The sequence below is a fragment of the Pseudomonas sp. BLCC-B112 genome, assembly GCF_028550695.1.
Taxonomy (GTDB): Bacteria; Pseudomonadota; Gammaproteobacteria; order Pseudomonadales; family Pseudomonadaceae; genus Aquipseudomonas; species Aquipseudomonas danubii.
On the sequence record NZ_JAQQGK010000002.1, the window covers coordinates 398,064 to 423,116 of the forward strand.

At 57.2% G+C, this 25,053-nt stretch carries 25 protein-coding genes; 4 read left to right on the top strand and 21 right to left on the bottom strand.

The features are described from left to right. Positions 1 to 5 precede the first annotated feature (5 nt). The 5 genes from PQT43_RS07410 to acs form a co-directional block, all read right to left on the bottom strand. On the bottom strand, positions 6 to 1,118 hold the full coding sequence (locus PQT43_RS07410) for a succinylglutamate desuccinylase/aspartoacylase family protein (protein ID WP_272753655.1): 1,113 nt from the start codon (positions 1,116 to 1,118) through the stop codon (positions 6 to 8). Between the two features lies 1 nt (position 1,119). After that, complete coding sequence (locus tag PQT43_RS07415) at positions 1,120 to 1,818, bottom strand: ABC transporter permease (protein WP_102860679.1); 699 nt, start codon at positions 1,816 to 1,818, stop codon at positions 1,120 to 1,122. Then, positions 1,815 to 2,504 carry an ABC transporter permease gene (locus PQT43_RS07420; protein WP_016968104.1) on the bottom strand — a complete coding sequence of 230 codons (690 nt, stop codon included), beginning with the start codon at positions 2,502 to 2,504 and terminating at the stop codon, positions 1,815 to 1,817. Before PQT43_RS07420 ends, PQT43_RS07415 begins: the two co-directional genes overlap by 4 nt. Positions 2,505 to 2,596: 92 nt before the next feature. Beyond that, the gene (locus PQT43_RS07425) at positions 2,597 to 3,373 is read right to left on the bottom strand and encodes an ABC transporter substrate-binding protein (protein WP_102860678.1); all 777 of its coding nucleotides are present in this window, start codon (positions 3,371 to 3,373) and stop codon (positions 2,597 to 2,599) included. Between the two features lie 613 nt (positions 3,374 to 3,986). After that, positions 3,987 to 5,942: an acetate--CoA ligase gene (gene acs / locus PQT43_RS07430; protein ID WP_016968106.1), complete on the bottom strand. Its 1,956-nt coding sequence runs from the start codon at positions 5,940 to 5,942 to the stop codon at positions 3,987 to 3,989. A 411-nt stretch (positions 5,943 to 6,353) separates the two neighbouring features. On the opposite strand from acs, the gene PQT43_RS07435 reads away from it, so the two are divergent. Then, positions 6,354 to 6,617 (top strand): DUF2790 domain-containing protein, encoded by a 264-nt coding sequence (locus PQT43_RS07435; protein WP_253084681.1) that lies wholly within the window; start codon positions 6,354 to 6,356, stop codon positions 6,615 to 6,617. Positions 6,618 to 7,368: 751 nt separating this feature from the next. Further along, complete coding sequence (locus PQT43_RS07440) at positions 7,369 to 8,616, top strand: ribonucleotide-diphosphate reductase subunit beta (protein ID WP_011062780.1); 1,248 nt, start codon at positions 7,369 to 7,371, stop codon at positions 8,614 to 8,616. Between the two features lie 827 nt (positions 8,617 to 9,443). On the opposite strand, the gene PQT43_RS07445 is transcribed toward PQT43_RS07440, so the two are convergent. After that, a complete protein-coding gene (locus tag PQT43_RS07445) occupies positions 9,444 to 9,809 on the bottom strand; it encodes a glycerate kinase (RefSeq protein WP_267268758.1) in 366 nt (121 codons plus the stop codon). Between the two features lie 352 nt (positions 9,810 to 10,161). Here PQT43_RS07445 and PQT43_RS07450 point away from each other — a divergent pair, with 352 nt between their 5' ends. Further along, the gene (locus PQT43_RS07450; protein WP_253084740.1) at positions 10,162 to 10,710 is read left to right on the top strand and encodes a DUF1523 family protein; all 549 of its coding nucleotides are present in this window, start codon (positions 10,162 to 10,164) and stop codon (positions 10,708 to 10,710) included. A gap of 105 nt (positions 10,711 to 10,815) precedes the next feature. Further along, a complete protein-coding gene (locus PQT43_RS07455; RefSeq protein ID WP_253084679.1) occupies positions 10,816 to 12,075 on the top strand; it encodes a VWA domain-containing protein in 1,260 nt (419 codons plus the stop codon). 38 nt (positions 12,076 to 12,113) lie between these two features. On the opposite strand, the gene PQT43_RS07460 is transcribed toward PQT43_RS07455, so the two are convergent. The 15 genes from PQT43_RS07460 to PQT43_RS07530 form a co-directional block, all read right to left on the bottom strand. Continuing rightward, a complete protein-coding gene (locus PQT43_RS07460; RefSeq protein ID WP_253084678.1) occupies positions 12,114 to 12,626 on the bottom strand; it encodes a hypothetical protein in 513 nt (170 codons plus the stop codon). A 182-nt stretch (positions 12,627 to 12,808) separates the two neighbouring features. Continuing rightward, entirely contained in the window at positions 12,809 to 13,168 is a 360-nt protein-coding gene (locus PQT43_RS07465) for a hypothetical protein (protein WP_317250080.1), read from the bottom strand. A 216-nt stretch (positions 13,169 to 13,384) separates the two neighbouring features. Next, positions 13,385 to 14,440, bottom strand: coding sequence for a hypothetical protein (locus PQT43_RS07470; RefSeq protein WP_253084677.1), 1,056 nt, complete (start codon positions 14,438 to 14,440; stop codon positions 13,385 to 13,387). Between the two features lie 117 nt (positions 14,441 to 14,557). After that, positions 14,558 to 15,136 (bottom strand): TerD family protein, encoded by a 579-nt coding sequence (locus PQT43_RS07475; protein WP_253084676.1) that lies wholly within the window; start codon positions 15,134 to 15,136, stop codon positions 14,558 to 14,560. Positions 15,137 to 15,204: 68 nt separating this feature from the next. Then, positions 15,205 to 15,780 carry a TerD family protein gene (locus PQT43_RS07480; RefSeq protein WP_253084675.1) on the bottom strand — a complete coding sequence of 192 codons (576 nt, stop codon included), beginning with the start codon at positions 15,778 to 15,780 and terminating at the stop codon, positions 15,205 to 15,207. Between the two features lie 31 nt (positions 15,781 to 15,811). After that, positions 15,812 to 16,846, bottom strand: coding sequence for a TerC/Alx family metal homeostasis membrane protein (locus tag PQT43_RS07485; RefSeq protein WP_253084674.1), 1,035 nt, complete (start codon positions 16,844 to 16,846; stop codon positions 15,812 to 15,814). A gap of 11 nt (positions 16,847 to 16,857) precedes the next feature. Further along, positions 16,858 to 17,307, bottom strand: coding sequence for a tellurite resistance TerB family protein (locus tag PQT43_RS07490; RefSeq protein WP_253084673.1), 450 nt, complete (start codon positions 17,305 to 17,307; stop codon positions 16,858 to 16,860). A 49-nt stretch (positions 17,308 to 17,356) separates the two neighbouring features. Continuing rightward, entirely contained in the window at positions 17,357 to 18,541 is a 1,185-nt protein-coding gene (locus PQT43_RS07495; RefSeq protein ID WP_253084672.1) for a TerD family protein, read from the bottom strand. Next, a complete protein-coding gene (locus PQT43_RS07500; RefSeq protein ID WP_253084671.1) occupies positions 18,538 to 19,128 on the bottom strand; it encodes a TerD family protein in 591 nt (196 codons plus the stop codon). The genes PQT43_RS07495 and PQT43_RS07500 overlap by 4 nt, the downstream gene beginning before the upstream one ends. A gap of 2 nt (positions 19,129 to 19,130) precedes the next feature. Continuing rightward, a complete protein-coding gene (locus PQT43_RS07505) occupies positions 19,131 to 19,886 on the bottom strand; it encodes an HAD-IB family hydrolase (protein ID WP_253084670.1) in 756 nt (251 codons plus the stop codon). Further along, positions 19,883 to 20,830 carry an HpcH/HpaI aldolase/citrate lyase family protein gene (locus tag PQT43_RS07510; protein WP_221811180.1) on the bottom strand — a complete coding sequence of 316 codons (948 nt, stop codon included), beginning with the start codon at positions 20,828 to 20,830 and terminating at the stop codon, positions 19,883 to 19,885. The genes PQT43_RS07505 and PQT43_RS07510 overlap by 4 nt, the downstream gene beginning before the upstream one ends. Continuing rightward, complete coding sequence (locus PQT43_RS07515) at positions 20,830 to 21,921, bottom strand: cysteine protease StiP domain-containing protein (protein WP_272753656.1); 1,092 nt, start codon at positions 21,919 to 21,921, stop codon at positions 20,830 to 20,832. Before PQT43_RS07515 ends, PQT43_RS07510 begins: the two co-directional genes overlap by 1 nt. After that, positions 21,914 to 22,672 carry a trehalose phosphatase gene (locus PQT43_RS07520; RefSeq protein ID WP_253084667.1) on the bottom strand — a complete coding sequence of 253 codons (759 nt, stop codon included), beginning with the start codon at positions 22,670 to 22,672 and terminating at the stop codon, positions 21,914 to 21,916. The genes PQT43_RS07515 and PQT43_RS07520 overlap by 8 nt, the downstream gene beginning before the upstream one ends. Then, entirely contained in the window at positions 22,662 to 23,783 is a 1,122-nt protein-coding gene (locus PQT43_RS07525; protein ID WP_416375928.1) for a phosphoribosyltransferase domain-containing protein, read from the bottom strand. Before PQT43_RS07525 ends, PQT43_RS07520 begins: the two co-directional genes overlap by 11 nt. A gap of 83 nt (positions 23,784 to 23,866) precedes the next feature. After that, entirely contained in the window at positions 23,867 to 25,006 is a 1,140-nt protein-coding gene (locus PQT43_RS07530) for a trypsin-like peptidase domain-containing protein (protein WP_253084665.1), read from the bottom strand. Between the last annotated feature and the right edge of the window lie 47 nt (positions 25,007 to 25,053).

The following is a 25,053-nucleotide window of genomic DNA, read 5'->3' on the forward strand; positions in this document are numbered from 1 at the left end:
AACAGTCAGTCGTTGAGCAAGCGCCCGTGACGCAGCGCTTCGCGCCCCGCCACCTTGGCCAGCCAGAAACCGGGTTGGGCATAACGCAGCCGCTCAACGGCGAACAACACGCCGCTGGTGCCAGCACACACCGTACTGACCCGATCGGATAGGGGATCAATCACTTCAAAAATCGGTTCGCCCACTTCTACCCAGCTACCGGCCGGACGCAGAAAGCTCACCACGCCGGGGTGCGGCGCATACAGCAATTCGGTGCCTTCAAACGGCATGGCTTCACAGGCTTCACGCCAGGGCGCCGGCCACTCACCGGCAATCAGCCCCTGCTCGGCGAGAAACGCCAGGATGCCAGCGGCATGCGCCTCGGCCTGAGGACGCCCGGTGTCGGCCTGACCGCCCAGTTCCAGAGTGGTGGCCAGGCAGGCCAGGGGGATCTGCGCCTCGGGAAACTGTTGCGACAGACGCAACCAAGGCAGCGAGCAGGCTTCATCGAACGAACTGCCACCGGAATCTTCCGCCAGCAACCCGACCCTCACATCCAGGTGCGCCGCCAGGGAGCGCCACTGCGGCCAATGCTGCGGCAAGGCGTACATATGCAGCGCCGCCTCGGTATCGCAATGCAGGTCCAGCACCACATCCGCCGTGCAGGCATGACTCAGGAGCACCCGCTGCATGCCCTGCAGCTGACTTGCAGCCGGTGGCAACTCGGACAGCACCTCGCTCATGGCCTGACGGATCAAGCGCACATTGGCGTGAGAATCATCCCCCAGGCGCCCTTCCAGGCGCTGGGCCACAGGCCCGCTCAACTCGACGAAGTCGCGGTTGAAGTTCTTGCCGCTGCCGGCCTCGAAACGCCCCTGGTGATTGCCTTGCAGCAACTGCCCCAACCCCAGCGGATTGGCCACTGGCACCAGTTCGATAACACCGTTGAGGGCACCCTCGGCTTCCAGTTCGGCCAGGCGCTTTTTCAGCTCCCAGGCGGTGCGCATGCCGGGCAACTCGTCGGCATGCAGACTGGCCTGGATATAGGCCTTGCGCTCGCCACTGCCGAAACGGAACACCGAGATGCTGCGTTCGCTGCCCAGGTGGCTCCAGGGCAATGGATGATCGATACGCTGCATATCAGTGCTTCCGCGGTGCCAGGTAGCGCAGCCAGCGGCCTTCGGCCAGCTTGAACAGGCGCACCAGGATGAACGTCAGGCACAGATAGAACACACCCGCAGTGATATAGGCCTCGAACGGCAGGTAGTACTGCGCGTTGACCGTGCGCGCCGCGCCGGTGATGTCGATCAGGGTCACGATGGAGGCCAGACTGGTGGTCTGCAGCATCATGATCACTTCGTTGCTGTACTGCGGCAGAGCCCGGCGCAGGGCCGATGGCAGGAGAATGCGGCGATACATCTTGTAGCGCGACATGCCCATGGCCTTGGCCGCTTCGATCTCACCGTTAGGCGTGGCCTTGAGGCTGCCGGCGATGATTTCTGCGGTGTAGGCGCTGGTGTTGACCGCAAAGGCCAGGCAGGCACAGAAGGTCGCGCTGGACAGCCAGGGCCAGAGGAAACTCTCACGCACCGCTTCAAACTGGGCCAGGCCGTAGTAGATCAGGAACAACTGCACCAGCATCGGCGTGCCACGGATTACATAGGTGTAGAGCCAGGCGCTCATGTTCACCAATGGCTGCTTGGACACCCGCATCAGCCCCAGGGGCAAGGCCACCAGCAAACCGAAGAACAGCGACAGTGCCAACAGCTTCAGAGTGGTCAGCAAGCCGCTGAAGTACAGCGGCAAGGCGTCATAGATGACGTTGTAGTCGAAGATCATAGATCAGCCGCCCTTACGCCTACCGAGTAGCGCTTCTCAAGGTGACGCAATGCCAGCAACGAAACACTGGTGATCACCAGGTACATGGCCGCCACTGCGAGGAAGAAGGTGAAAGGCTCGCGAGTGGCGTCTGCCGCCTGCTTGGCCTTGAACATCATGTCTTGCAGGCCCACCACCGAAATCAGCGCGGTAGCCTTGGTCAGCACCAGCCAGTTGTTGGTGAAGCCGGGAATCGCCAGGCGAATCATCTGCGGCACCATCACCCGGAAGAACACCTGGAAGCTGCTCATGCCGTAAGCCATGCCCGCTTCGGCCTGCCCCTTGGGAATCGCCATGAAGGCGCCACGGAACGTTTCCGACAGGTAGGCACCGAAGATAAAGCCCAGGGTGCCGATACCGGCGGCCAGCGGATTGAGGTCGATGTAATCGTCGTAGCCCAGCAGTGGCGCCACACGGTTCAGCAGGTCCTGGCCGCCGTAGAAGATCAGCAGGATCAGCACCAGATCGGGAATGCCACGGATCACCGTGGAATACAGATCGCCGAGCCAGGCCAGCCAGCGCACTGGCGAGAGGCGCAACGCGACCCCGATCAGACCCAGAACAATGGCCAGGGCCATGGACGACAAGGCGAGCTGAAGCGTCAGCCAAGCGCCATCGAGGATGACAGCCCCGTAGCCTTTCAACATGATTCAGGTCCTCGAAAATTGGGATGAAAAAATGGCGCAAACTTCAGAGATTCTGCTGCTTGCGCCATCTCGGACTGACTGTTTCGACGGTCTTACTTGCCGTAAATGTCGAAGTCGAAGTACTTGTCCTGGATTTGCTTGTACTTGCCATTCTCACGAATGGCAGCGATGGCGGCGTTGATCTTGTCCAGATCGGCCTTGTCACCCTTGCGTACAGCGATCCCTACGCCATCGCCGAAGTATTTGACGTCAGTGAAAGCCGGACCGACGAAGGCGAAGCCTTTGCCGGCGTCGGTTTTCAGGAAGCCGTCATTCAACAGCGTAGCGTCCGCCACGGTGCCGTCGAGGCGACCGGCCGCCACATCCAGGTAGATTTCGTTCTGCGAGCCGTAAGGCTTGATCTGTGCACCCAGCGGCGCCAGGACTTCACGAGCGAAACGCTCGTGGATCGAGCCACGCTGTACGCCGATATTCTTGCCTTTGAGCTCAGCCAGGCCATCGCTGACCTGGGTACCGGCCTTCATCACCAGACGGGCCGGAGTGTTGTAGTACTTGTTAGTGAAGTCCACGGACTTCTTGCGATCGTCAGTGATCGACATGGACGAGAGGATGGCGTCGATCTTGCGCACTTTCAGCGCCGGGATCAGGCCATCGAACTCTTGCTCGACCCATACGCACTTGACCTTCATCTCTTCGCACAGCGCATTGCCGATGTCGTAGTCGAAACCGACGATGCTGCCATCCGGCGCCTTGGAGGCAAACGGAGGGTAAGCCGCTTCGATACCAATTTTCAGCGGCTTTTCATCGGCGAAAGTCGGCAAGGACAGCACGGACAGTGCCAGGGCGCCAAGAAGCACGAGTTTCTTCATCTTAGAACTCCATCGGTAAAGGGCGAAAACGGCAGAGTGAGCGACAGCCCAATATGCGAATGGGTGAAACCTGAATTGCCGCGCTGCGTCCTGGGAACGCCGCAGAGGACTCACACACAGGCAGCGACGAGCGAGTGACCGGCATTCTAACGACAGGCTGGAAGCCGATATTTCCTCAATGCGACAACAAATTACAGAAGCATTGAGAATGCCGGGGCAGCACATTGACAGCTCTTCAAATCTATGCAAGAGCAAAAGACAGTAAACCGATCTATGTTGCAAATTGCGGGCCTATTATTCGCAAAGCCTTCTATTCCGGCAAGCGCAGCGTGATGACTTATTTTTTATAAGGGTATAAAAGGCCCCGAAATAGGGCCGGGCGTTTCCCATTGCCCCGAAAGTGAGCGCGGGGTTACATCTTCGGCAACGTCGGTAACATTCGTATGCGCTCGCCGGAAATATCCGATATTTATTCGCCCCTCTTCGCTGACAAGCCAACCCCCTGCAACAACCACGCAGCCCCGCAGCAATCAGCTTGCCGGCGCATCACACGGCCATAAAAAAGCCCCGCCCGGCACAAGGCCGGGCGGGGCTGGATGACTCGGAACCCGCCTCAGGCGACGTTCATGGTCTTGTGGGTATCAATCAGATGCTGCACCACACTTGGGTCGGCCAAGGTGGAGATATCGCCCAGACCGTCGTACTCGGCCGTGGCAATCTTGCGCAGGATTCGCCGCATGATCTTCCCGGAACGCGTTTTCGGCAGGCCCGGCGCCCATTGGATGACATCCGGCGAGGCGATCGGACCGATCTCCTTGCGCACCCAATTCTTCAGCTCCAGACGCAGGGCTTCGCTCGGTTCTTCGCCGCCATTGAGGGTCACATAGACATAGATGCCCTGGCCCTTGATGTCGTGAGGCACGCCCACCACCGCCGCTTCGGCAACTTTAGGGTGAGCGACCATGGCACTTTCGATCTCGGCGGTCCCCATGCGGTGCCCGGACACGTTGAGTACATCGTCCACGCGACCGGTGATCCAGTAGTAGCCGTCTTCATCGCGACGAGCGCCGTCACCAGTGAAGTACATGCCACGGAAGGTCTTGAAGTAGGTATCGACGAAACGATCATGATCGCGGTATAGGGTCCGCGCCTGGCCCGGCCAGGAGTCGAGGATCACCAGATTGCCCTCGGCCGCGCCTTCGATGATGTTGCCCAAGTTGTCTACCAGGGCCGGGACCACGCCGAAGAACGGACGTGCTGCAGAACCCGGCTTCAGGGCATGCGCCCCCGGCAGCGGGCTCATCAGGGTGGCGCCGGTTTCGGTCTGCCACCAGGTGTCGACAATCGGGCAACGGGATTGGCCGACGTTCTTGTAGTACCAATCCCAAGCTTCCGGGTTGATCGGCTCGCCCACCGACCCCAGCAGGCGCAGGCTGCTGCCGTCGGCGCCTTCGCAGGCGGCGGTGCCCGAAGCCATCATGGCGCGGATCGCGGTCGGAGCGGTGTAGAGGATATTGACCTTGTGCTTGTCGACGATCTTCGCCACCCGGGTCACGTCCGGGTAGTTGGGCACACCTTCGAACAGCACAGTGGTGGCGCCGTTGGCCAAGGGGCCATAGACAATATAGGTGTGGCCGGTGACCCAGCCGACGTCGGCGGTGCACCAGTAGACTTCGCCCGGACGGTAGTCGAACACCCGCTCATGGGTCAGCGACGCATAGAGCAAGTAACCGCCAGTGGTGTGCTGCACGCCCTTGGGCTTGCCGGTGGAGCCAGAGGTGTAAAGGATGAACAGCGCTTCTTCGGCACCCATCTCTTTCGGTGCACAGACGCTGCCGGCCACTTTCATCAGGTCTTCGTACCAGATGTCGCGGTGCTGGTTCCACTTGATGTCGCCACCGGTGCGCTTGCACACGATGACTTTCTGGATGCTGCTGGTTTCCGGATTGGTCAGGGCGTCGTCGACATTAGCCTTGAGCGGCACCTTCTTGCCCGCCCGGATGCCTTCGTCGGCAGTGATCACCACTTTCGAACGGCAGTCGATAATGCGACCGGCCAGCGCCTCAGGCGAGAAGCCACCGAACACCACCGAATGGATCGCGCCGATACGGGTACAGGCCAGCATGGCCACCACCGCTTCGGGGATCATCGGCATATAGATAGTCACCACGTCACCGCGGTGCACGTCCTGGCCGCGCAGGGCGTTGGCGAACTTGCAGACTTCTTCATGCAGTTCGCGGTAGGTGATGTTGCGGCTTTCGGAAGGATCGTCGCCTTCCCAAATGATCGCGATCTGATCGCCACGTTCGGCGAGATGGCGATCCAGACAGTTGTAGGAGACGTTCAAGGTGCCATCGGCGAACCACTTGATATCCACGTGGTGGTCGTCGAAGGAGGTCTGCTTCACCGTGGTAAAAGGCTTGATCCAGTCGAGACGCTTGGCCTGTTCGCGCCAGAAACCGTCCGGGTTCACGACCGACTGCTGGTACATGGCCTTGTAGGTCGCCTCGTCAGTCAGCGTATTGGCCAAAACCTCGGGACGAACGGGATACAGAGAAGCCGCACTCATCTTTCTTACCTCGGTGACATAGTTGTTTTTGTATGACCCCGTTGTAGCCGGGGGGCGCCTATAGAACCATTCGACGATGGTAGTAACAACCCCCTGCGAAATACCCTGATATTTGCCGCAACCCTTCAAGAACGCTGCTTACAGCGATATTCACCGCGGATAAAAATGTTCAAACAGACCTGCAGGCAGGCCTTTTTCGGGGATTGTTACAAAAACTGTCAAAGGTGTTTATCAAAAGTACGCCTATATGGCCGCCGGCCCCGGGCCTAAAATCCGTCTCGCCAAACAGGCAATCTGATTAACCAAGTTGCAGCCCCCACGAAGGCAGTTAATCAAACTTCTACTCAAGTTCCACACGCAGCCCCACAAAGGCTGCGTGACCCCACACGACCTTAGAAAGGTAAAACGCAAATGAAAGCTTTATTAGTTCTGGCCCTCAGCAGTCTGTGCGTTACCGCGATGGCTGATGAGATCCCGACTGATGTCGCCCAGCAGCAAGTACCGGTAGAGGAATACACTTACTCCACTGACCTGGATATCGCCAAAGTTATCTCCATGAGCGAAGTTCCAGAAGTATGCGAAGTTGTACCAGCGCGCATGGAATATGAAGACTCCCACGGTCAGCGGCATATTCTTCAATACCACGTAATGGGCAACGGTTGTTCTAACGGCTAATAGCCAAGTTCATTGCATAGACCTTGATGACTGCCGGCCGCAAGAAATCCCTCTTGCGGCAAAGATGCCCGACAACGACCCGCCCAAGGGCAGTGAAAGGCTTCACCTTGACGACGTGCGAGTACGGCAATCGCACGCACTTTTTGCTGCTGTGGTTGATGGCCTGCTCATGGCACTGCCAACGACCTTTTGAGCCTCTCGGCTGACGACTTCGACGAGGGCAATCCCGCCGACCTTGAAGACCTCTGCCAGGAGATTTTCAGCGACAAAACCGGACGATTCGAGTTGTGTTCAAAACCTGAAAAATGCTTGCAAAAACACAACATCTAGTAAAATTGGCTATTTTTTGGCCACTCGAGGATATTTTTTTCGAGCCTGAAAAAAAATCTTCAACGGCCAAAGCCTTGTAAACCCGCGCTTTGCTCTCAGTCCCCCTCCTTCTTGGGCCCGCCTGCGCCCATCGGTCGCCCCACGGCCCTGAAAATATCCTTATAATGCGTCCTCAAAACGGGCCCGCAACATTCCCTTACCGGATGAAAACGACCTGCTGAATCCCGCGCCGGAGCCGAGACCCTCAGTTCCGCCCGACAGCAGCTTCAAGGCACCCGAACACGTATTTCTGTTTATTGCCTGCGTTCACTGCTGCAACAAACGATTTCCAATGATTTAACGCGGCCAGTAGCGCCGTGTGAAAAGCCAACCCTTTTGTTTTCACACGGGCATCTGGCCCTCAAGCAGGAGACGACACGTCATGCTGAGCTGGGACGAATTCGACAAAGAAGAAGGCGAAGTTGCAGTCAAAGGCGCCAACGCCGGCCACGCTACCGAAGCCAACATGGACCGCCTCGACAGCGCCGGTGGTGCCGCCGCTCTTGAAGCACGCGCCGTGACTGCCAGCGACTCCGCTGCCGTGGCCCGCGCCAAGGCGTCCCTGGACCAGCTCGATATCGCCGAAGGCCTGGCTGAACTGGAAGGCTCTTCCGCTCGTGTCGCCGTTGACGAAAAGCGCATGATCAACTGCCGCGCCGACCTCAACCAGTTGGTACCGTTCAAGTACGACTGGGCCTGGCAGAAGTACCTCGACGGCTGCGCCAACCACTGGATGCCGCAAGAGGTCAACATGACCGCCGACATCGCCCTGTGGAAAAACCCGGAAGGCCTGACCGACGACGAGCGTCGCATCGTCATGCGCAACCTGGGCTTCTTCTCCACCGCCGACTCCCTGGTTGCCAACAACCTGGTATTGGCCGTGTACCGCCTGATCACCAACCCGGAATGCCGCCAGTACATCCTGCGCCAGGCGTTCGAAGAGGCGATCCACACCCACGCCTATCAGTACTGCATCGAATCGTTGGCCATGGATGAAGGCGAGATCTTCAACATGTACCACGAGATTCCTTCGGTCGCGAAGAAAGCTGCCTGGGGCCTGAAGTACACCCGTTCGATCTCCGATCCGAAGTTCGAAACCGGCACCGTCGACACCGACAAGGAATTGCTGCGCAACCTGATCGCCTACTACTGCGTTCTGGAAGGCATCTTCTTCTACTGCGGCTTCACCCAGATCCTGTCCATGGGCCGTCGCAACAAGATGACCGGTGTCGCCGAGCAGTTCCAATACATCCTGCGCGACGAATCCATGCACCTGAACTTCGGCATCGACGTGATCAACCAGATCAAGATCGAAAACCCGCACCTGTGGGATGCCGAGATGAAGGAAGAAGCCACCCAGATGATTCTCCAGGGCACCCAACTGGAAATCGAATACGCTCGCGATACCATGCCGCGCGGCGTACTGGGCATGAACGCGGCGATGATGGAGGACTACCTCAAGTTCATCGCCAACCGTCGCCTGTCGCAGATCGGTTTGAAGGAAGAGTACCCAGGTACCACCAACCCGTTCCCATGGATGAGCGAGATCATGGACTTGAAGAAAGAGAAGAACTTCTTCGAGACCCGCGTGATCGAGTATCAGACTGGCGGTGCATTGAGCTGGGATTGATTCCCGGCCGTAGGTCTTCACGCCCGTCTGAACTTTTTCAGATAAGTTTGAACCTACCAAACCTTAAAGACCAAAGCCATCTCAGTGAAAGCTGAGATGGCTTTTTTATCGCGGCAAGCTATGCAATGACTGTCGCCCCATATCGCGTGTGAATCACCAGGAGCTGGACGCCAGGTTCACCATTAGGTTCGACTACTGGGGCAACCTCATTTCCTACACTGGTAAGCTCATTGAGTTACCAAATCGGAGCTAGCTCACCAACTCAAAGGACTAGCCTTCGTGGCTTTTCACTTGGCCCAGGATTCTTTTCATCCAGATTGGCCTGACGCACCACAAACAAGCACAGAGCGCAGAACTAAGTAGAACCAATACTTAACAATGCGGCACCATACGTTCGCTCCCCTACGGCGCGACGGTTCATCAATGATTAACTTGAGTCTCATCAGATGAGCAGCTAAGGCAGCACGCATAACATATTGAATGTTTAGTAAGCATTAAGTGTTTGACGTCATCTCAATAAATTGACACTCAAACGATTCTGCCTGCGTGAAGTCAATGTGCTAAGGACAGGTCGTGGGCCATCGGCAGGGAGGCGCAGGGTTTTGAGTCACTTGCGGTCTATCACCGCTGCGATCCTACCAACACTCTGGACTGTAAAACATGCCTGTCAAGGCATGTAGCTATCGCTGCGGCAAGGCAGATTGCCATTACATAGCCGTAGCATTACGAAGGGAATCACCTCGCGCCGCTGAGAGCCCAAACATTCATCACATCAAACGCTCGATCACACAGCAGCTCCGCAGCGTTGCTACAGGCGTGCTCCAGCGTCATAGGCCCGGAAGTGATGGAAAACGCTGCGCAGATGCCGATCTCCCGCAGCTGCTGGTACCTGGTGAATTGCGTTCGTCTTTGCCCAGTAGGTTGACTGCTATGTCCGCATAAAAGCCCAGTGCCGAATCCAGTTCTCGGACCAGGGATGGCGCCGCCCCCTTCTCAGGGCCGAATACATGCGAGGCGCCTTTTTCGCCGATGAGCGGGTTGTCAACGTCACGTGCCACCTCAAACAGGACACCCTGCAGCCGTGAGTCCATGCCCGCCAGGTCGATGCTGGCCAACTGCTGATGAGCCAAGCCACCAGGCGGCAATTCGGCACCGGATTCGCAGAAGAACTGGACCCCAAGTGCCTGAAGCATCCCTCCCGCAACGTGGTGGGTTCAGGGTGAGGCGCCGGATTATGGCGCTGATTACGGCGCTCTCCGCGGCGTACACAGCCCTTACCTCATGGGTTTGTCGTAACCGGTGAGTGCCTCGAGTTCAATCGGTTACCTGGACTGACGTAAACCCCTTCGCCGTGCGCCGCCCGGTGCACGCGCGTCATCCTCATAGGGTCAACTAAGAATCACCGCGGGCGGGAGATCGCTAGGCCCATTCGTCTTGATATGGCAGCATCTACGCCAACCGGACTGAAGTAGTTTGCAACAACTCTCCAGCGCGGACATCACAGTTTCCCTGCATATTGCCAATTTCAAAAGAGTGATCACTTTGATGCCCTGGGTAAAACGTTCGCTTAGAATCCTCAGCTTGGTGCTGATTGCGGTAATCGCTTTGTGCTTCCACTTCTACTTGCCGCGCCATGAGGTCGTTCATGTGACTGGTGTCGAGGTGAAGCGCATGGATGCGGATGGCGTGATCAGTGCTGAAAATCCGGCTGATGGCCCAACCCGTGATGTATATTTCATCAACACTGTTTCTACCGACTCGAAACGTGAGGTGGCTGTCTATCGAAATGAAGATACAGGCTGGGGATTCCCGTGGTACTTCAAATTCGATAGCGCCGACCTGCAGGCGAAAGCTCAGGACTACTCGCGTGACGCAAACCAGCTCGCAGTCATCCGGTACTACGGCTGGCGTTTCCAGATATTCTCGATGTTCCCAAACATCACCGACATCAAAGCCACGACCAGCCGGGACGAACCGTTCCCACTCTTCAACGCTCTGTTCTTCGGCGTGCTGCTCATTCTAGTGCTTGCCATCACCCTGCTCGTCCGCCGGAAGCTTCGCGCCCGACATAGGCCAATGGTCCCGAACCAGTAGGCTTAACTTTCGCCGTTAACCCCCCCGGACGTTAAGCTGTGTGGGCACCGCCAGGACGCTGTCCTGGCTTCACAACCGCCGGACCTGACTTCTCAAGGACGCAGTATGCAAATCACACAGGGCCAGCGCCTGCCGCTGTCCAGCATAGGTATTTCTGACCACCTCACTGTTTCTGTCTCCATTCAGTCAAGCAATGTGATCGACGTAGCCTGTTTCGGGCTTGATCAGCAGTCCAAGCTGTCCGATGACCGCTTCATGGTGTTTTTCAACCAAACCACCGCCCCTGCTGATGCCATCCGGCTAATTGGACCAGGTCAGTTCGAGATCAACCTGAGCGCATTGCCGGCAACGATTGATCGATTGGTGTTCACCGCGGCGATCGACGGTTCGGGTGCCATGAAAGACATCTCATCCAGTCGCTTCGTTGTGAGTGGCCCTGGAGCGCCAAGCGCAGCGACGTGCGAATTTGCCGGGGGTACCTTCACCGTCGAGAAGGCGATCATGGTCGTCGACATTTACCGCAAGGGTGGCGAATGGCGCATGCTCGCAAACCTGCAGGGCTTCAAAGAAGGCTTGAGCGCGCTTGTGCGCCACTTCGGCGGTGAGGTGAGCGATGAGGCCCCAGCACCCGCTGCGCCGCCTCTTGTCCAGGCGTCGTTCTCTCTCGAGAAGAAGGTCGCAGCCCAAGCGCCAGCATTGCTCAGCCTGGCAAAGAAAGCTCAGATCAGCCTGGAGAAAAATAACCTCACCAAAGTGAGAGCGAAGCTGGCCTTCGTGCTCGATGTGAGTGGTTCTATGAATGGCCAGTACAGCCGAGGCAGAGTGCAAGAGGCCATGAACCGGCTGATGCCACTCGCCGTAGCCTTCGATGATGACGGCGAGCTGGATATGTTTGGGTTTGGGGCCAAACCAGTTCAGCTTTCGCCAGCGACTCTCTCCAACTACAGCGACTACATCGACACAGAGCAAGGTGGTTGGCGTAAGTGGGATGTGGGCCAACGCATCAACGACGAACCCAAAGCGATGCGCATGGTGATGGATTTCTATAACCGCTCGGGCGGGTCAGAACCGGTCTACATCATCTTCCTCAGCGACGGCGGCGTGCACAAGAACCGTGAGATCACCCAGCTGATGATGGAGGCTTCAGGCCGTCCGTTCTTCTGGCAATTTGTAGGCTTGGGCGGCCACGGCTACGGCATTCTGGAGCGACTTGATGATATGGCAGGCCGTGTTGTCGACAACTGCAGCTTCTTCGCCGTGGATGACCTCCATGATCTCACCGAAGACGCTCTGTACGACAAGCTTATGAAAGAGTTCCCGGGCTGGCTCAAAGAGGCCAAGGCTAAAGGGATCATCAGTTCGTAATTGCTGAAAGCTGCGGCACCACGGTGCCGCAGTTCCCTTCATCTCAGGCAATCAAGGTCAAACGGTTGGATTTCGCGGAACCTCGAAGCTCGGTCCAAGTCAACCCGCGCACCCAAGCTATTCAGGGCACCTACAGGATCTATGTGCTCAATTCGGGCAAAGTCCACAAGATCCAAGTCCTCCCGCCGCACGACAACAGACAAAATGTAGGGCTCCTCGAGGCGACCGGTCGCAGGGTCATTGCGTTGAACGTACCCTGACACCAGGCAGCGATTGATCGCCGGCAGGAGCGCGAACACCTCGCCAACGACTCTGAACAAAGAGCCATAACACAAACCCACAAAATCCCGTCGCATCTGGGCATCGCTCCGGGTTTTGAAGGAGAGTTTTCCATTCCCCTTTGCCTCGACTGTCCGCCGCGGAGTATCACCCTCGTCAGGCAGATCCACGTCCAAGGCAATGCCGGCTGCATCGCAAGTGAACTGATAGGCAACAATTGTTTCCTTGGGCCAGGCTATGCCGCTCAGCACGTAATCGAGCGCTTTCTCCATATGTGTGCGCACTGAATCCCTTCGCAGCCAGGCGGAAAATCTTCTCTGCCTCGGAGCGCTCACTGTCATGAGCGTCACGGGTTGCTTGCCACTCCGATAGATCCTGCTGATACACCTGCTCGTTGGTGAGGCGATCAGCCTCGAGCTTGCCAGACCCGAAGAGCCAATCAATGAGGCCAGGCTCAACTGACGTCGGCGCCGTCGGAATCGGCATCGAAAAAGGAGGTGGTAATGCCGGCAGACTCCCCCGGCCGGGGAGTGCCAACATGGACACCTAGGCAATCGGTGAGATATTGATTCAGCTTCTCAGCAGCCTTGGTCTTCACGTGCCTCGCGACTGCAGCAGAAATCGGGCTCCCAGTGTCATCGACAATGGACAGCGCTCCATCATCCTGCACGCTGATCCTAATCGGCCTTGAATAGTCTGATGAACCGGAGGAGCTGGACGCCGGCTGCCGGCCGCCATCTAACCGTTGGCGGTAGGACAAGCCCGTCCCGGGTGGGCCGGCATTCAGGAACGTACCGCTGCCCCCCATGGTCATGCTCAGCCCTCTCGGCCCGATTGACGCGCTGACGCCGTTGCACTCAGGTTCAGCCTAAAACCTGGCACGATCGTTATCCGCTTAGAGAAACGTTGGACCCATAGCCCTATCCTTGGCTCAAGATTTCCGAACTGGGGCGCTCTATCCACGAGTGATTACGCATACCTGGCGGCATTGCACGATGACACGGACGTGCGCCCCTCTGAGAACTATCGTTCAAGCACCTGGAAGCTCAATGAACTTGTCACCGCTCCACTGGAAGCGCTGAGGGTATGGCTGCGTTGGGCAGCAACGTGGATCCTCATCCCCCTGAACCAGCGCATCAATGAATATGGTGCGGCTGCCGATATCGCGCGCCTCACGAACGGCGCCACTGATCGCGGCATCGCCACCTTGAGCCTGCCAACCCTCTGGCGCATGGTAGAACGCAGAGAGCGTCTGGTAAGCCGTCTGTGAGCCACCTGAGCCTTCGATGGTATAGAGCACCGCGGCATCCAACTCACCGTCACCATTCAGATCCACCTGAATGATTTGGCGACCTTCCGGGTACTCTACACCGCCGTCGGTATCGAGCCCCGCGATGTAGGCATTGATTGCACCAGTCAGTTCAGGGAACGACTGTGCTGCAGCAGTCGAGTGAGCCTCCACCACCGAGGCTGAGGTAGCAACTGGGTTATTCAATTGCGGCTCGGCCGGACCTGTCGCCAGGGTATCAACACCGACATTCGGCTCCGGTTCACCTGAGCTGAAACCTCCCTTACCATTCAGGGCATCGGCGATCATCTGGTAACTCCGAAGTGCCTGATCGTCTGGCTTCAGTCCTGCCTTCTTAGCCCGAACAGAAAACTCCTTTTGGATATCGCTCAAAGCCCGGCCCATATCCTCCGGGTTGAAGGTCATCACAAACCCTTTTGGGGACATAGGTTGCGAATCACCGAGGAAAATTCGAGCGAAAATGTTCGGCCGCAAGTCCTCAAGCGCGTCGAGGCCGTCTTCTACAAACTCATCAGCGACATCCTGGTACAGCGACCACCCTTCATCTCCGAAGAGCTTCGTGATGTTTTCCTTTGCGGCGTCATTTTTGAAGTCAGTCAGTTCCAGAACTTTCTGGTTAAAATCCACCGTATCACTACGGCACCCGTACGTGTCGTTCCCAAAACAGTTCTGTCGTAGCTCATTAAGAGCCAGGGACAGACGTACATCATTTGCTGGCTGACCACAGCCGGCCAACATGGTGACCACAGCACTGGAAACCAAGATTCTTTTAATCACTGAAAACTCCGCAATCCATGCGCATCTTGTATGCGCGCAAAGCTAGATGCTCAAAACGAACCACCTGACAAAAAAAACCCCTGCCAAATAAGCAGGGGCTTTTACTACCGGCTCAAGTTAGCCGATGGCAACACCATGGGCTTCAGCCAACGGCTTCAGGCCGCCAGCGAAACCTTGGCCGATCGCCTTGAACTTGAACTCGTCGTTGTGACGGTACAGCTCACCGAAGATCATCGCGGTTTCAGTCGACGCATCTTCGCTCAGGTCGTAGCGCGCCAGCTCTTTGCCGTCCGCCTTGTTGACGACGCGGATGTAGGCGTTGCCAACTTGGCCGAAGCTCTGCTTGCGGCTTTCTGCATCGTGAATGGTGACCGCGAAGACCAGCTTTTTGACGTCTGCAGCCAGGTCGCTCAGCTTGACGTTGACCTGCTCGTCGTCGCCTTCACCCGCGCCGGAACGGTTGTCGCCCAGGTGTTCAACAGAACCGTCTTGCGAGGTTTTGTTGTTGTAGAAGATGAAGCTGGAGTCGTTCAGGACCTTGCCGTTTTCGCCGGTGATGAAGATCGAGGCATCGAGGTCGAACTCGGTGCCGTCAGTCACGCGAGGGTCCCAGCCCAAGCCTACGACTACTTCTGACAGGCCTGGTGCTTCTTTGGAAAGCGAGACGTTGGAACCCTTGGACAGAGAGACAGCCATTGGATAATCCCTTTTAAAATAGGTGGTTTGCTCGTTAGCAGCTTGTGCTGCTAACGAGGGAGCAAATATTAGAAGTTCATGCCATACGAGTTGGCGAGCGCCTTCAGACCGCCAGCATAGCCCTGGCCAACGGCGCGGAATTTCCACTCCCCGTTGTTACGGTACAGCTCAGCGAAGATCATCGCGGTTTCGGTCGATGCGTCTTCGGCCAGGTCGTAACGAACAACCTCGGCACCTGTTACGTCGTTGGCGATACGGATGAACGATCCGCCGACCTGACCAAAGTTCTGCTTGCGAGCATCGGCATCATGGATGGTAACGGTGAACGCGATTTTGTCGATGTCAGCTGGCACGCGGCTCAAGTCGACCTTCAGTACTTCGTCATCGCCTTCGCCAGCGCCGGTACGGTTGTCGCCGGCGTGCTCGATCGAGCCGTCTTGGCTTTTCAGCTGGTTGTAGAAGATGAAGTCTGCTTCACCGCGAACCTTGCCATTGGCAGCCAGCAGGAATGCACTGGCGTCGAGGTCGAACTCGGTGCCGTCGGTCGAACGCGGGTCCCAACCCAGGCCGACGATGATCTTGGTCAGCGACGGGTCAGTTTTGGTCAGGGACAGGTTGCCGCCTTTCTGCAGGGTCAAAGCCATTTCATAAACTCCTTGTTAGGGTACAAGTGATTCAGTTGGATTCTGCTTGAGTGTCTTCTTTTTCGGGAAAGATCACACTTGCAACGATGCCGATGACCAACACCACCATCACGATGAGGAGACTGGTGTTTGGATCGATCTTGAAGCCATGGTGGAACATATGGTCAGTGGCGTTGAGGCCCAGTTTTACCGCGATGAAGAACAGCAGCGCAATGACCGCTTTCTCCAGGTGCACCAGGTAGCGCTTCAGGGCCTCGAGAACGAAGTACATGGTACGCAGGCCCAGAATGGCGAACAGCATAGCGGAGTACACGATCAGAGGCTCACGGCTTACCGCGATCACCGCCGGCACGGAGTCGAAGGCAAACAGCACATCCGATACTTCCACCACTACCAAGCACAGGAACAGCGGGGTTGCAAACAAACCACCTTTGGCAGCCAGACTCATGCCTTTGTTCTCAGGCTTCAGCAGCTCGCCCTCAAGAACCTTGCGGCTAACGAAGAACTGGTTGCCGTGCAGCTTTGGCCATACCGGGAACAGTTTCTTGGCGAATCGATAGGCGATGTGCTTGGAGTAGTCTTCCTCCTCATCATCGTCACCGCCGCTACGGAGCATCATGACGGCGGTCCAGGCCACGATCAGTGCGAATACGATTTCCACCCAAGGTCCGAACGCCAGAAGGCCGGTACCGATCGCAACGAAAATGCCGCGGAAGACGATCGCGCCGATGATGCCCCAGTAGAGCACGCGGTGGCGCAGGCCATCAGGCACTTTGAACCAGGCAAAGATGGCCATGAACACGAACAGGTTGTCGACGCTGAGAACCTTCTCAAGGGCATAGCCGGTGACAAACAGACTGGCGACTTCAGGGCCGTGCTGAACGTACAAGAATCCTGCAAACGCGAGGGATATTGCAATCCAGAACACGGACCAGACAGACGCTTTTGCCAGCGAGACCGGCTTATCGCCGCGATGCGTAACCATGTCGAGCAGCAGAGCGCCTAGGGCGATGCCGACGAAAACCATCATCGTCAGCGGGGGGAAACCGATATGGGTAACTTCCACAGGTCAGTACCTTAAAGTTCGAACTCAGCTGGGGACAGACCCAGCTCCAGACAGATCAGACGGCAAGCCGCCTTTTCCTTTTCATCAAAGTCACCATCGGATGCGCCGACGGAGCAGGTAACGCGAACGAGAAGGCGTGCCGCCCCTTCGTTGTCTTTGATCCGGCCGATGACCCTCAACGCCTCGGCTTGACCGATCTGAGGGTCAAACTCGAATTTGCTCATCGCGTCGTTGAAGACTGCGAGTACGTCAGTCAGGCTGAACACCTTCAACTCGGGGGAGTTGTTGATGAAGCCGATCATCTTCTGCTTTTCTTCTGGACCAGCACCGTTGCTGGCCACAGCTACCATGGCGCAACCGTTGGCAGTGGCTTCCATGAACTTGCGATTCTTATGCTTACCGACCTCGGCAGTAAGAGTCTCGCGTGCTTGCGCACCTTTTGCTTTCAACCAACTGAGCATGTTCGTACCTCAAAAAAGGCGGAGCTTTAGGCCCCGCCAGGGGGGGGAATTACTTGGACCCTACGCTCCAGCGCATGCCCCAGCTGTAGGCCTTATCCATGGGCTCTTGGCTTCTATGGAAGTCAACCCTACGAGACACCTTAACGGCGCCGTTGTCGTTTTCAAGGAGAGCGATGGCGCAACAGCCTAGGCTTCCACCCTCCTCGTTCAACCGCACTTCAATCTCTGGCTGGCCAGGGATGAAGATGGTGACAACACCATCGGTCTGCCCCCAGTTCGGAGCCCCTCCGTAGATGAAGGCGTAAACAAGGATCCGCTTGATCTCGCCCCACTTCTTCCCATTGATGTGAATCCACTCGCCGCCAGAGACGGAACCAGTTCGGTCATCACCCATGAGTTGAATGTAGGGTTCGTCTTCAAGGTCGCCAAAGGCATTGCCCAATGCCTGGACTACGCCTTTGTGCCCATCCTGCAACTCAAACAAGCAACCGACGTCGAGGTCGATAGACTTGCTACGACTGAAGAAGCCGCCAGACTTTCCTTGGTTCCAGTTCAGGTTCACCCGAATCTCACCGAACCCGGCAGCTGTCTTCTCCAGGCTGATCGAGGAACGAGTCTTGTCGAGGGTCACCTTACTCAGGCTGATAGTCGACTTTGGAGCAGGGGCCGGTACTGGGGTAGGCGCTGGAGCCGGAGCCGGCGTAGCACTCGGAGCTGGCGTTGGAGTTGGGGCCGCAATGTCGACACCAAAGTGGGTTGCCAGTGGTGCAAGGCCACCGGCAAAGCCTTGAGCGACACAACGGAATTTCCACGCACCCTGGCGACGGTAGAATTCGCCAAGAATGAGCGCGGTTTCCTTCATCCCCGAAGTCGGGATCTGGGTCTCAATGCCATCAGACACAGTGACCACAAGCATGGGTACACGGTCGAAGCTGGCTTTGTTCTCGTAGATGGTAGCCGTCAGCGCGACCCTCTCGATAGCTGCGTCCAGCCGGCTGAGGTCAACGGTGAAGACGGCGCGGCCAGCAGCCGTGTCAACCAGCTGCACCGCCCCACCCAGTACACTGGGCTGGCCGTAAAAGCACATGTCATCATCGCCACGGACCTTACCCGTTGTGGTCAGTGCAAATGCAGACACATCAATGTCTGCACCGGGAATGGGCGAGTAACCCACCTCCACCCGCAGGCTCCCGGTCGCTACCGGTGCATTACCACCAGGGACCAAGGTTGTCATGCTCGCACCGCCTGAACTGCCAGGTTCACCAGATCATCAGCAGTACGGCCATGGGTTGTCTTACCGATAGCTTTGAACTCCCAGCCGCTAGCGTCGCGAGACAGGTTGGCCATGACCACACCAGTGTGCTCACCCTGGTCACTGAGGTTGAAACGCGCCAATTCCTGTTTATTGCCGTCATTGACGATGCGGCAGTACGCATTCTGGATGCGCGAGAAGTTCTGCCCAGTGAAACTGTTAGTGGTAAACACTAGGTGCTTAACCGATGCAGGAACGTTGCTCAGGTGTACGGTGATCGACTCATCATCACCCTCACCCTCACCAGTGCGGTTGTCACCAGAATGCTGGATCGAACCATCTTTGGATTTCAACTGGCGGAACCACACCAGGTCGACTGGTTTGAGGTCGCCATCCAGCATGATGCACGACGCGTCGAGGTCGATCTCACCACCGCCACCGAAAATCTTGCCGAAAAGACCAGTAGCTTTCACAGGATCCCAACCCAGACCCAGGGTTACCTTGGACAGACCCGAGCCCGCGGTCTTCTCCAGAGAAATGGACTGATTCTTCGAAAGGGTAAGTGCCATCGTTACGCTCCTTGTTGGTCATCGTGCTGTTGGGTGCCAGAGGAGGCACCTGTAACTGAATTTGTGGTCGCGACCGACGAATCGATTCGCGCACCAATTTTCTCGATCTTCATTCGACCTCGCTGCCAGCGCGGGTGGAAGTGCCGCCAGTGAGGCTCTTGTGCTGCAGCAAGCAGCTCTCGATCCCCGCGGGTGTCCCCCCAAGCTCGTAGCTTGTATTGGGCCAGCGGGCCATAAACAGCTTCCAGGCGAAGCACCTTTGTTTCGCAGCGGCAATTACTCCCGCTAAGCGCACCGGTGAGCTTACCTTCAACTACCTCGAGCTCGGTCCCAATCAAGCTGATGCCCAGCTCCTGAGCGAAAGGCATGAGCACTATCCGCGGAGAAGCTGAACAGATTGTTACCAGTGCACCGCTAGCAACTTCAGCCGCAACGGATTGGACGCCGGCCGGCCGCATGAGCCGTACCCAAAACGCCCTTCTGAATTCCGCAGCCTTCCGCTTTACCCAAGCCTCCTCAACACCGGTCAGGAAGGTAGCGACAAGCACAGCTTTAAGCTCGTCTCGACTCATTCCCTTGCCGAGGTAGCGAATGCATGCAGGAAGCATGCGGATCACCCGCGCGGAGAACTTCCGCTTACCGAACGCGAATAGCAGGAATGGGACGAAACTGTCGCGCCGCGTCAGGGTACCGTCGAAGTCAAATACCGACAGGACCTGGCCGGAGGCCGGGCCAGCTTCAATCATTACCTGGGTCATCGAACTGCCTCAGCTAGGCGAACTGGCTCCGCTATACGTGCTTCTGCGGGTTTCACACCGTGCCATTTCACCCGCTCAATGATGTTGATGGCCCAGTTGTAGTGTGTCGCTGGTTCAACCATCGCATCGTTGTGCTTGAAAACAGCAGGCGCAGAAGCATCGACGATGAGTTTGGCGCAGTTGTAGTCCTCAAGAGGAACCCGGTATCCGTCATGGATCTGCGCAATCTGAGTCGGGTGAATCGCTGTCTTACCAACCAACCCGTGGGCAATATCCAGTTCCAGTTCCTCAGCGAGTAGCTGAGGTGTTGCGAGTTGCTCGAAGACTGGGGCGGTAAGAGCAAAACCTTGAGCCCCGAGCACCCCACACAGCATCGGAATCACGTAACCCATGGGGGTCTGATACAACGTCGTGGCCGGGTTACGGCGCAGCCCCAGACAATTCATCAGATCGTTGCCACCGATGCGCAAAGCCAGGATTCGATCACCCAGCTCTGAGCGAAGCGCACAACCCAACTCACCCATGGCACCAGGGTTATATACGTCGTTGGTTTCCAGCGTGGGCATCAACAGCAGATCTGGATTGGGAACTGCACGAACCCACTCACCTAAGGTGGCAAGGGACAGCTTCGGCACTACAAACCCATGCGCTGCGGTAATCTCGGGCCATTCATTGAGTACAGCCGCCATCTTCGAGTCACGCGGTCGTACGAAAACCAGCGGACTTCTCGTAGAACGGCTCGCTCGTGGCCCGATAGCAGTCAAGATCGCCCGCAGTGACTGAAGTGCATGCTCAACATCGGTAGAGGCAACCGCATCCTCTAGGCAGATAACGAGCGAGCGAAGACCAGGCTGCTTATCAGCGCAAATCACCTCTACAATATCAGCTCGGGTTGCGGGCATGTAGAGCGTCGCGCCCAGGGCCCACGGGGAGATGCGGTCCATTAGCTCACCTCCCGGATGATGGTAACGGCACGGTATGGCCCCAAGTCTTCACCAGCTTCCTGTACCTGGATGCCAGCACGGTCGGTCAGATGAATCAGCAGTTGGACGTCTGCGTCGCTTCGGTTCCGCACCAGTACCTGATCTGGGACACGGCGCAGCACAGCGCGAGTCGCTTCGGCGATTCCAGGCTTGATGCGATTCAAATTGGTCACACCAAATCGCTCAGCAAGACGGCTGACGACGCCAAGTGCACCGTTCTGCAGGTTATCTGCCTCATCTGGTGTCCACGGCAGAGCCGGACTTACCTCGACGGCAGCGCGAGCTGCTTCGATCCGATCAATGAAAGCGCGGGTCACGTCGTGCTCTCGTAAGTGGTCGTATACGACGCAACCATGCAGCCCGCCATCACTCGGCCAGATCGAACGGGAAACCAAACCGGATACGGTCGCACCCAGAATACCGGATGGGATGATCCAGTCTTCAGCCGAGGCTGCGAGCCAGGCTCGGCCGCACGGATCTGCCAGTACGACCAATCGGGGGTCTTCAGGGAAACGGCTGTCACCTGCAAGGCTGCGCTTGATCTCACCGGAGATTGCGCCTTTGCCGGTCCACCCATCGACGAAAACGATGTTCTCAGCGCCGTGGGCAGCAATGATCGATTCGAGCGCAACCGTATCAATGCCTCGGTCGCGGACGATGCTGATGCCGTAGTGATGAGCGTCGCGGCCCAGGCCAATCAATGCTCGGCGCAATAGAACACCAAGCGGCAGCCCGGCGCGCACAAAGGACACGAGCGCAATTGTCGGACCCTGGTAGCGCTCTTTCAAGGCCAGAGCCAGGGATTGAACGTCCGCCGCCATGCGCAGGCCGTTCTGAGTCATGGCTCGCTCGAACAACTCCATGTGAGTCGCTGATGGCGCATCTTCCTGGCTGATCATTTCCGAATAGTGCTTTTGCTTGGACTGGATCAGCCGCTCCTTTTCCAGCACATCGGTCAGGCCGATGTTCACTGGCTGTAGCAGGAAACGAACATCCTCAGGCAAGTAGCTACCACTACCAACAGTCATCGAGGTCAGGATCGGGTTAAGCATGGATGCTATCCTCGACCAACGTGGCAAGCTGGCTCCGTGCCGGAGTCGACCAGAAATCGCAGAGGTTCATGTAGCCGAGATCGGTGATGCTGTCGCCGAAGCCGAGCACTGGACGCTCACCGTTCAACTCACGATCCTGCTTGAGGTAGTGCTCAACAGCGACGCGCTTGGACAGACCTGCAGGCAACAAGGCAAGGTTGTTGCCGTTGGAATGAGTGTGCATGCCTTCGATCAGGCCGGCTTCATGCAGCTTGTTGCGCACCCGTATCAGGTCTGCGTCTGAACCGTTGTTGTGCTTGACCACAACGTAGTGACGCTGATCCGCCTCCTCCACAACCCAGCCCCGAAGCGATACACCGTGCTCATCCCCGATGCGCAATGCCGCCTCACACAGCACGGGCAAGCGGTCCTGGAACTCCGAAAGAATTCCGTTCATCACGCCATGCCAGTCCATATTTACGGAGCGGTCAGGATTAAGAATCAGACCGCCGTGGGAGCAAATTGCAGCCCCAGTGAAATCCAGACGTACGCGGTTGAAAGCCTCGGCACTGCGCGCAGTTACGGGTATCACATCAGTCGTGGCCAGGAGCCATTCAAGGAACTGCTTCTGCACCTCGGTCTGGTAACCGCTCACTTCACCGGTAACGTCAAAGGAGGCCGGATAGCGCGAGGTACCCTCAGGCATCTTTCGAGCGGTTTGGAAAAGCGTGTCGTCCAGGTCGACCAGGGCCAGCGGGCGTTTATTGACCATCGACGATCACCTCCGCGTTCAAAGCCTCAATCAACGCAGACGGCACCGCCTGAGCCTCTGTCTCACTGCAGATCAGCACTCGATCGAACTGCCCGGGTGCGACGTTATAGAGGAAGTTGACGATGCCGAGACCGTAGTTGTCCGAGAAATTCAGCGCGTGCCCGATCGAATGACCAAGGGCAATTGGCGAGCGGGTAGTCGAGCCAAAGTGCACATCTGCGCCAGCGCGCTCAAGGCGCTCAGCCAGCAGGAATGGCTTCCAAACGAATTCTCCGGTGCCGAGGACAATGACCCTCTCACCTGGCTTGACAGCGATGTTGAGTCCCAAGGTATCTGCTACCCCGCAGGTTCCCAGTCGGCCCCAGTCGTTCTCGGGGTTCACAGCCCAATCCCCCACGGCCACGGTGCCGGTATCCGGCATTTCAGGAAGCGGAGCTTCAGGATCTTCGGTGAAGTTGTAAGCGCCACTCAGCAGGGATACCTGGACGGCCGCTTCGCCGATGCTGCTCGACACAGCGCCAGCAGACCAATCAGTTAGAACGCAAGTGACAACGCGCTCAATCTGATTGAGGCCTGCGTCCACGAGGGCGCGGTGGAGATTGATGAACGTGCGGCCGGTCGAGGCCTCATCGTCGACGAGCACCAGCGACTTGGCGCTACGCATCATTTCCGAAAGCTGAGGCTCGGACGGCTCATGAATCAAGTGAGCACTAGCGTGACTGTGCTCTTCTTCAAAACGAGCAAAGATCTGATCGCCCACCGGGTGGCGGGTGCTTACGATGTACATTGTGTCAGCTCGTGACTCGCTGAGGGCGCGATGAACACCGGCCCCCAGGCCGACGGCTGTCTCAGCCATACCGATAACCACGACAGGGCCTGGCAGGTCGGCTGGAATTTGTGCAGCCAAAGCTTTGTAGGACTGCTGCATCATTGATGGCTTGACGGGAATGTGCTTACCCAACACCCGAGAAACAAACAAAAATGCTCGTTTCGGATTGCGACGCTCAGCAAAACCAAAAAGCGACTCAGGCGAAATGGAAGCCTGATGCACATCAACTTCGAGCACGCCGCGCTTCAGGGTGGCGCTCAACTTTGTAGACACTTGATTCAATAAACTATGCTCCATGTTGGAGTTTCGCGGACGATAGTAGTGAACCTAACGTGCGCACTTTTAATTTCAATGGCATGCAGCATTTAATTTCGTGCTTCGATTTTCCAAAGCGACGGTTGAACACCCCTCGCTATATCGGTAGGTGTCTGCGCTGCATGAGAGTCATTGACTGTGATGTGGATATGGCATGCTTCTAAGAAGGCGCCGAGCAAATGGGACTTGACGGCAAAATTCATGTTCTGTGCATCTGGCACGGTTGAAGTAACCATGCCGACCACACTCCCCCGTGAGTCGAATAGTGGACTGCCACTTGACCCGGGCTGAATTGCTGCGGTGAACTGCAATAGGCTTGAATCGTTACGCAAGCCGAAAAGGGCTGAGACGCCGCCCTGGGTGACATGCGCACCACCGCCAGCAAATCCCGACATTGGGAAGCCAATCGCTGTCACGGAGTCGCCCAGGGAGCAGCCGCCGGTCGCCGAGAACTGGACAGGCTTCAATGGCGCACCATCTACTCGGAGCAATGCAATGTCATTTGAAGTGTCGACCATCACAGGTTCTGCTCGGTACCGGCCATTGAAGGAACTGATCTCGATCGAGGACATGCCCTCGATAACATGGGCGCAGGTCAGCAGGACGTTGCTGGACACAGCAAAGCCAGTGCCAGTCGCGGTTGTGGCACCGCCATTAGGGCGAGAGTCACCACTCCCGACATCTGGATGGTCAGGGTTGGCTTCGTCAATCTCCAGCCCGAGCCTGCGGCCAAACGCCGCCAGGCCATAGGCAGAGCCTTCTGCCATGGCCCGGAATTTCCATTGTTCAGCGCGGAAATAGAACTCGCCCAATACCAGCGCGCTCTCACCAAATGCGCCGGTATCCAGGTCGTATGTAATCGACTCATCCACCTTGAGCTTGAGGCCCCCAAGAGAGCTGACCGGCCCTAGGTTGGAATATCTGTAAACGATTAGGAGAACGCGATCACTGCCGGCAGGCAGGCTTCCGAGCTGAAGCGTGCAGCCGACCTGCTCCCGACTGCCACTCCACTGCATCCAAGCGGGCTGCTCAATATGAAAGAGCGCGGCAGCCCCCCTGGGGGATCGCTTGTCATCAACAGGGATCAGCGCGACAGCTGCGGTCGAGCCAAAAGCATTCTGTTGCGAAGACTCCAACGTCCACGATGCTTTTGGTGAAGAAAGTGCAACATTCGCGCCCGGCTTCAGCATGTCTCGCTCCCTGAGTAGACAGAAACGCCAATCGAAAATCTGGTCCA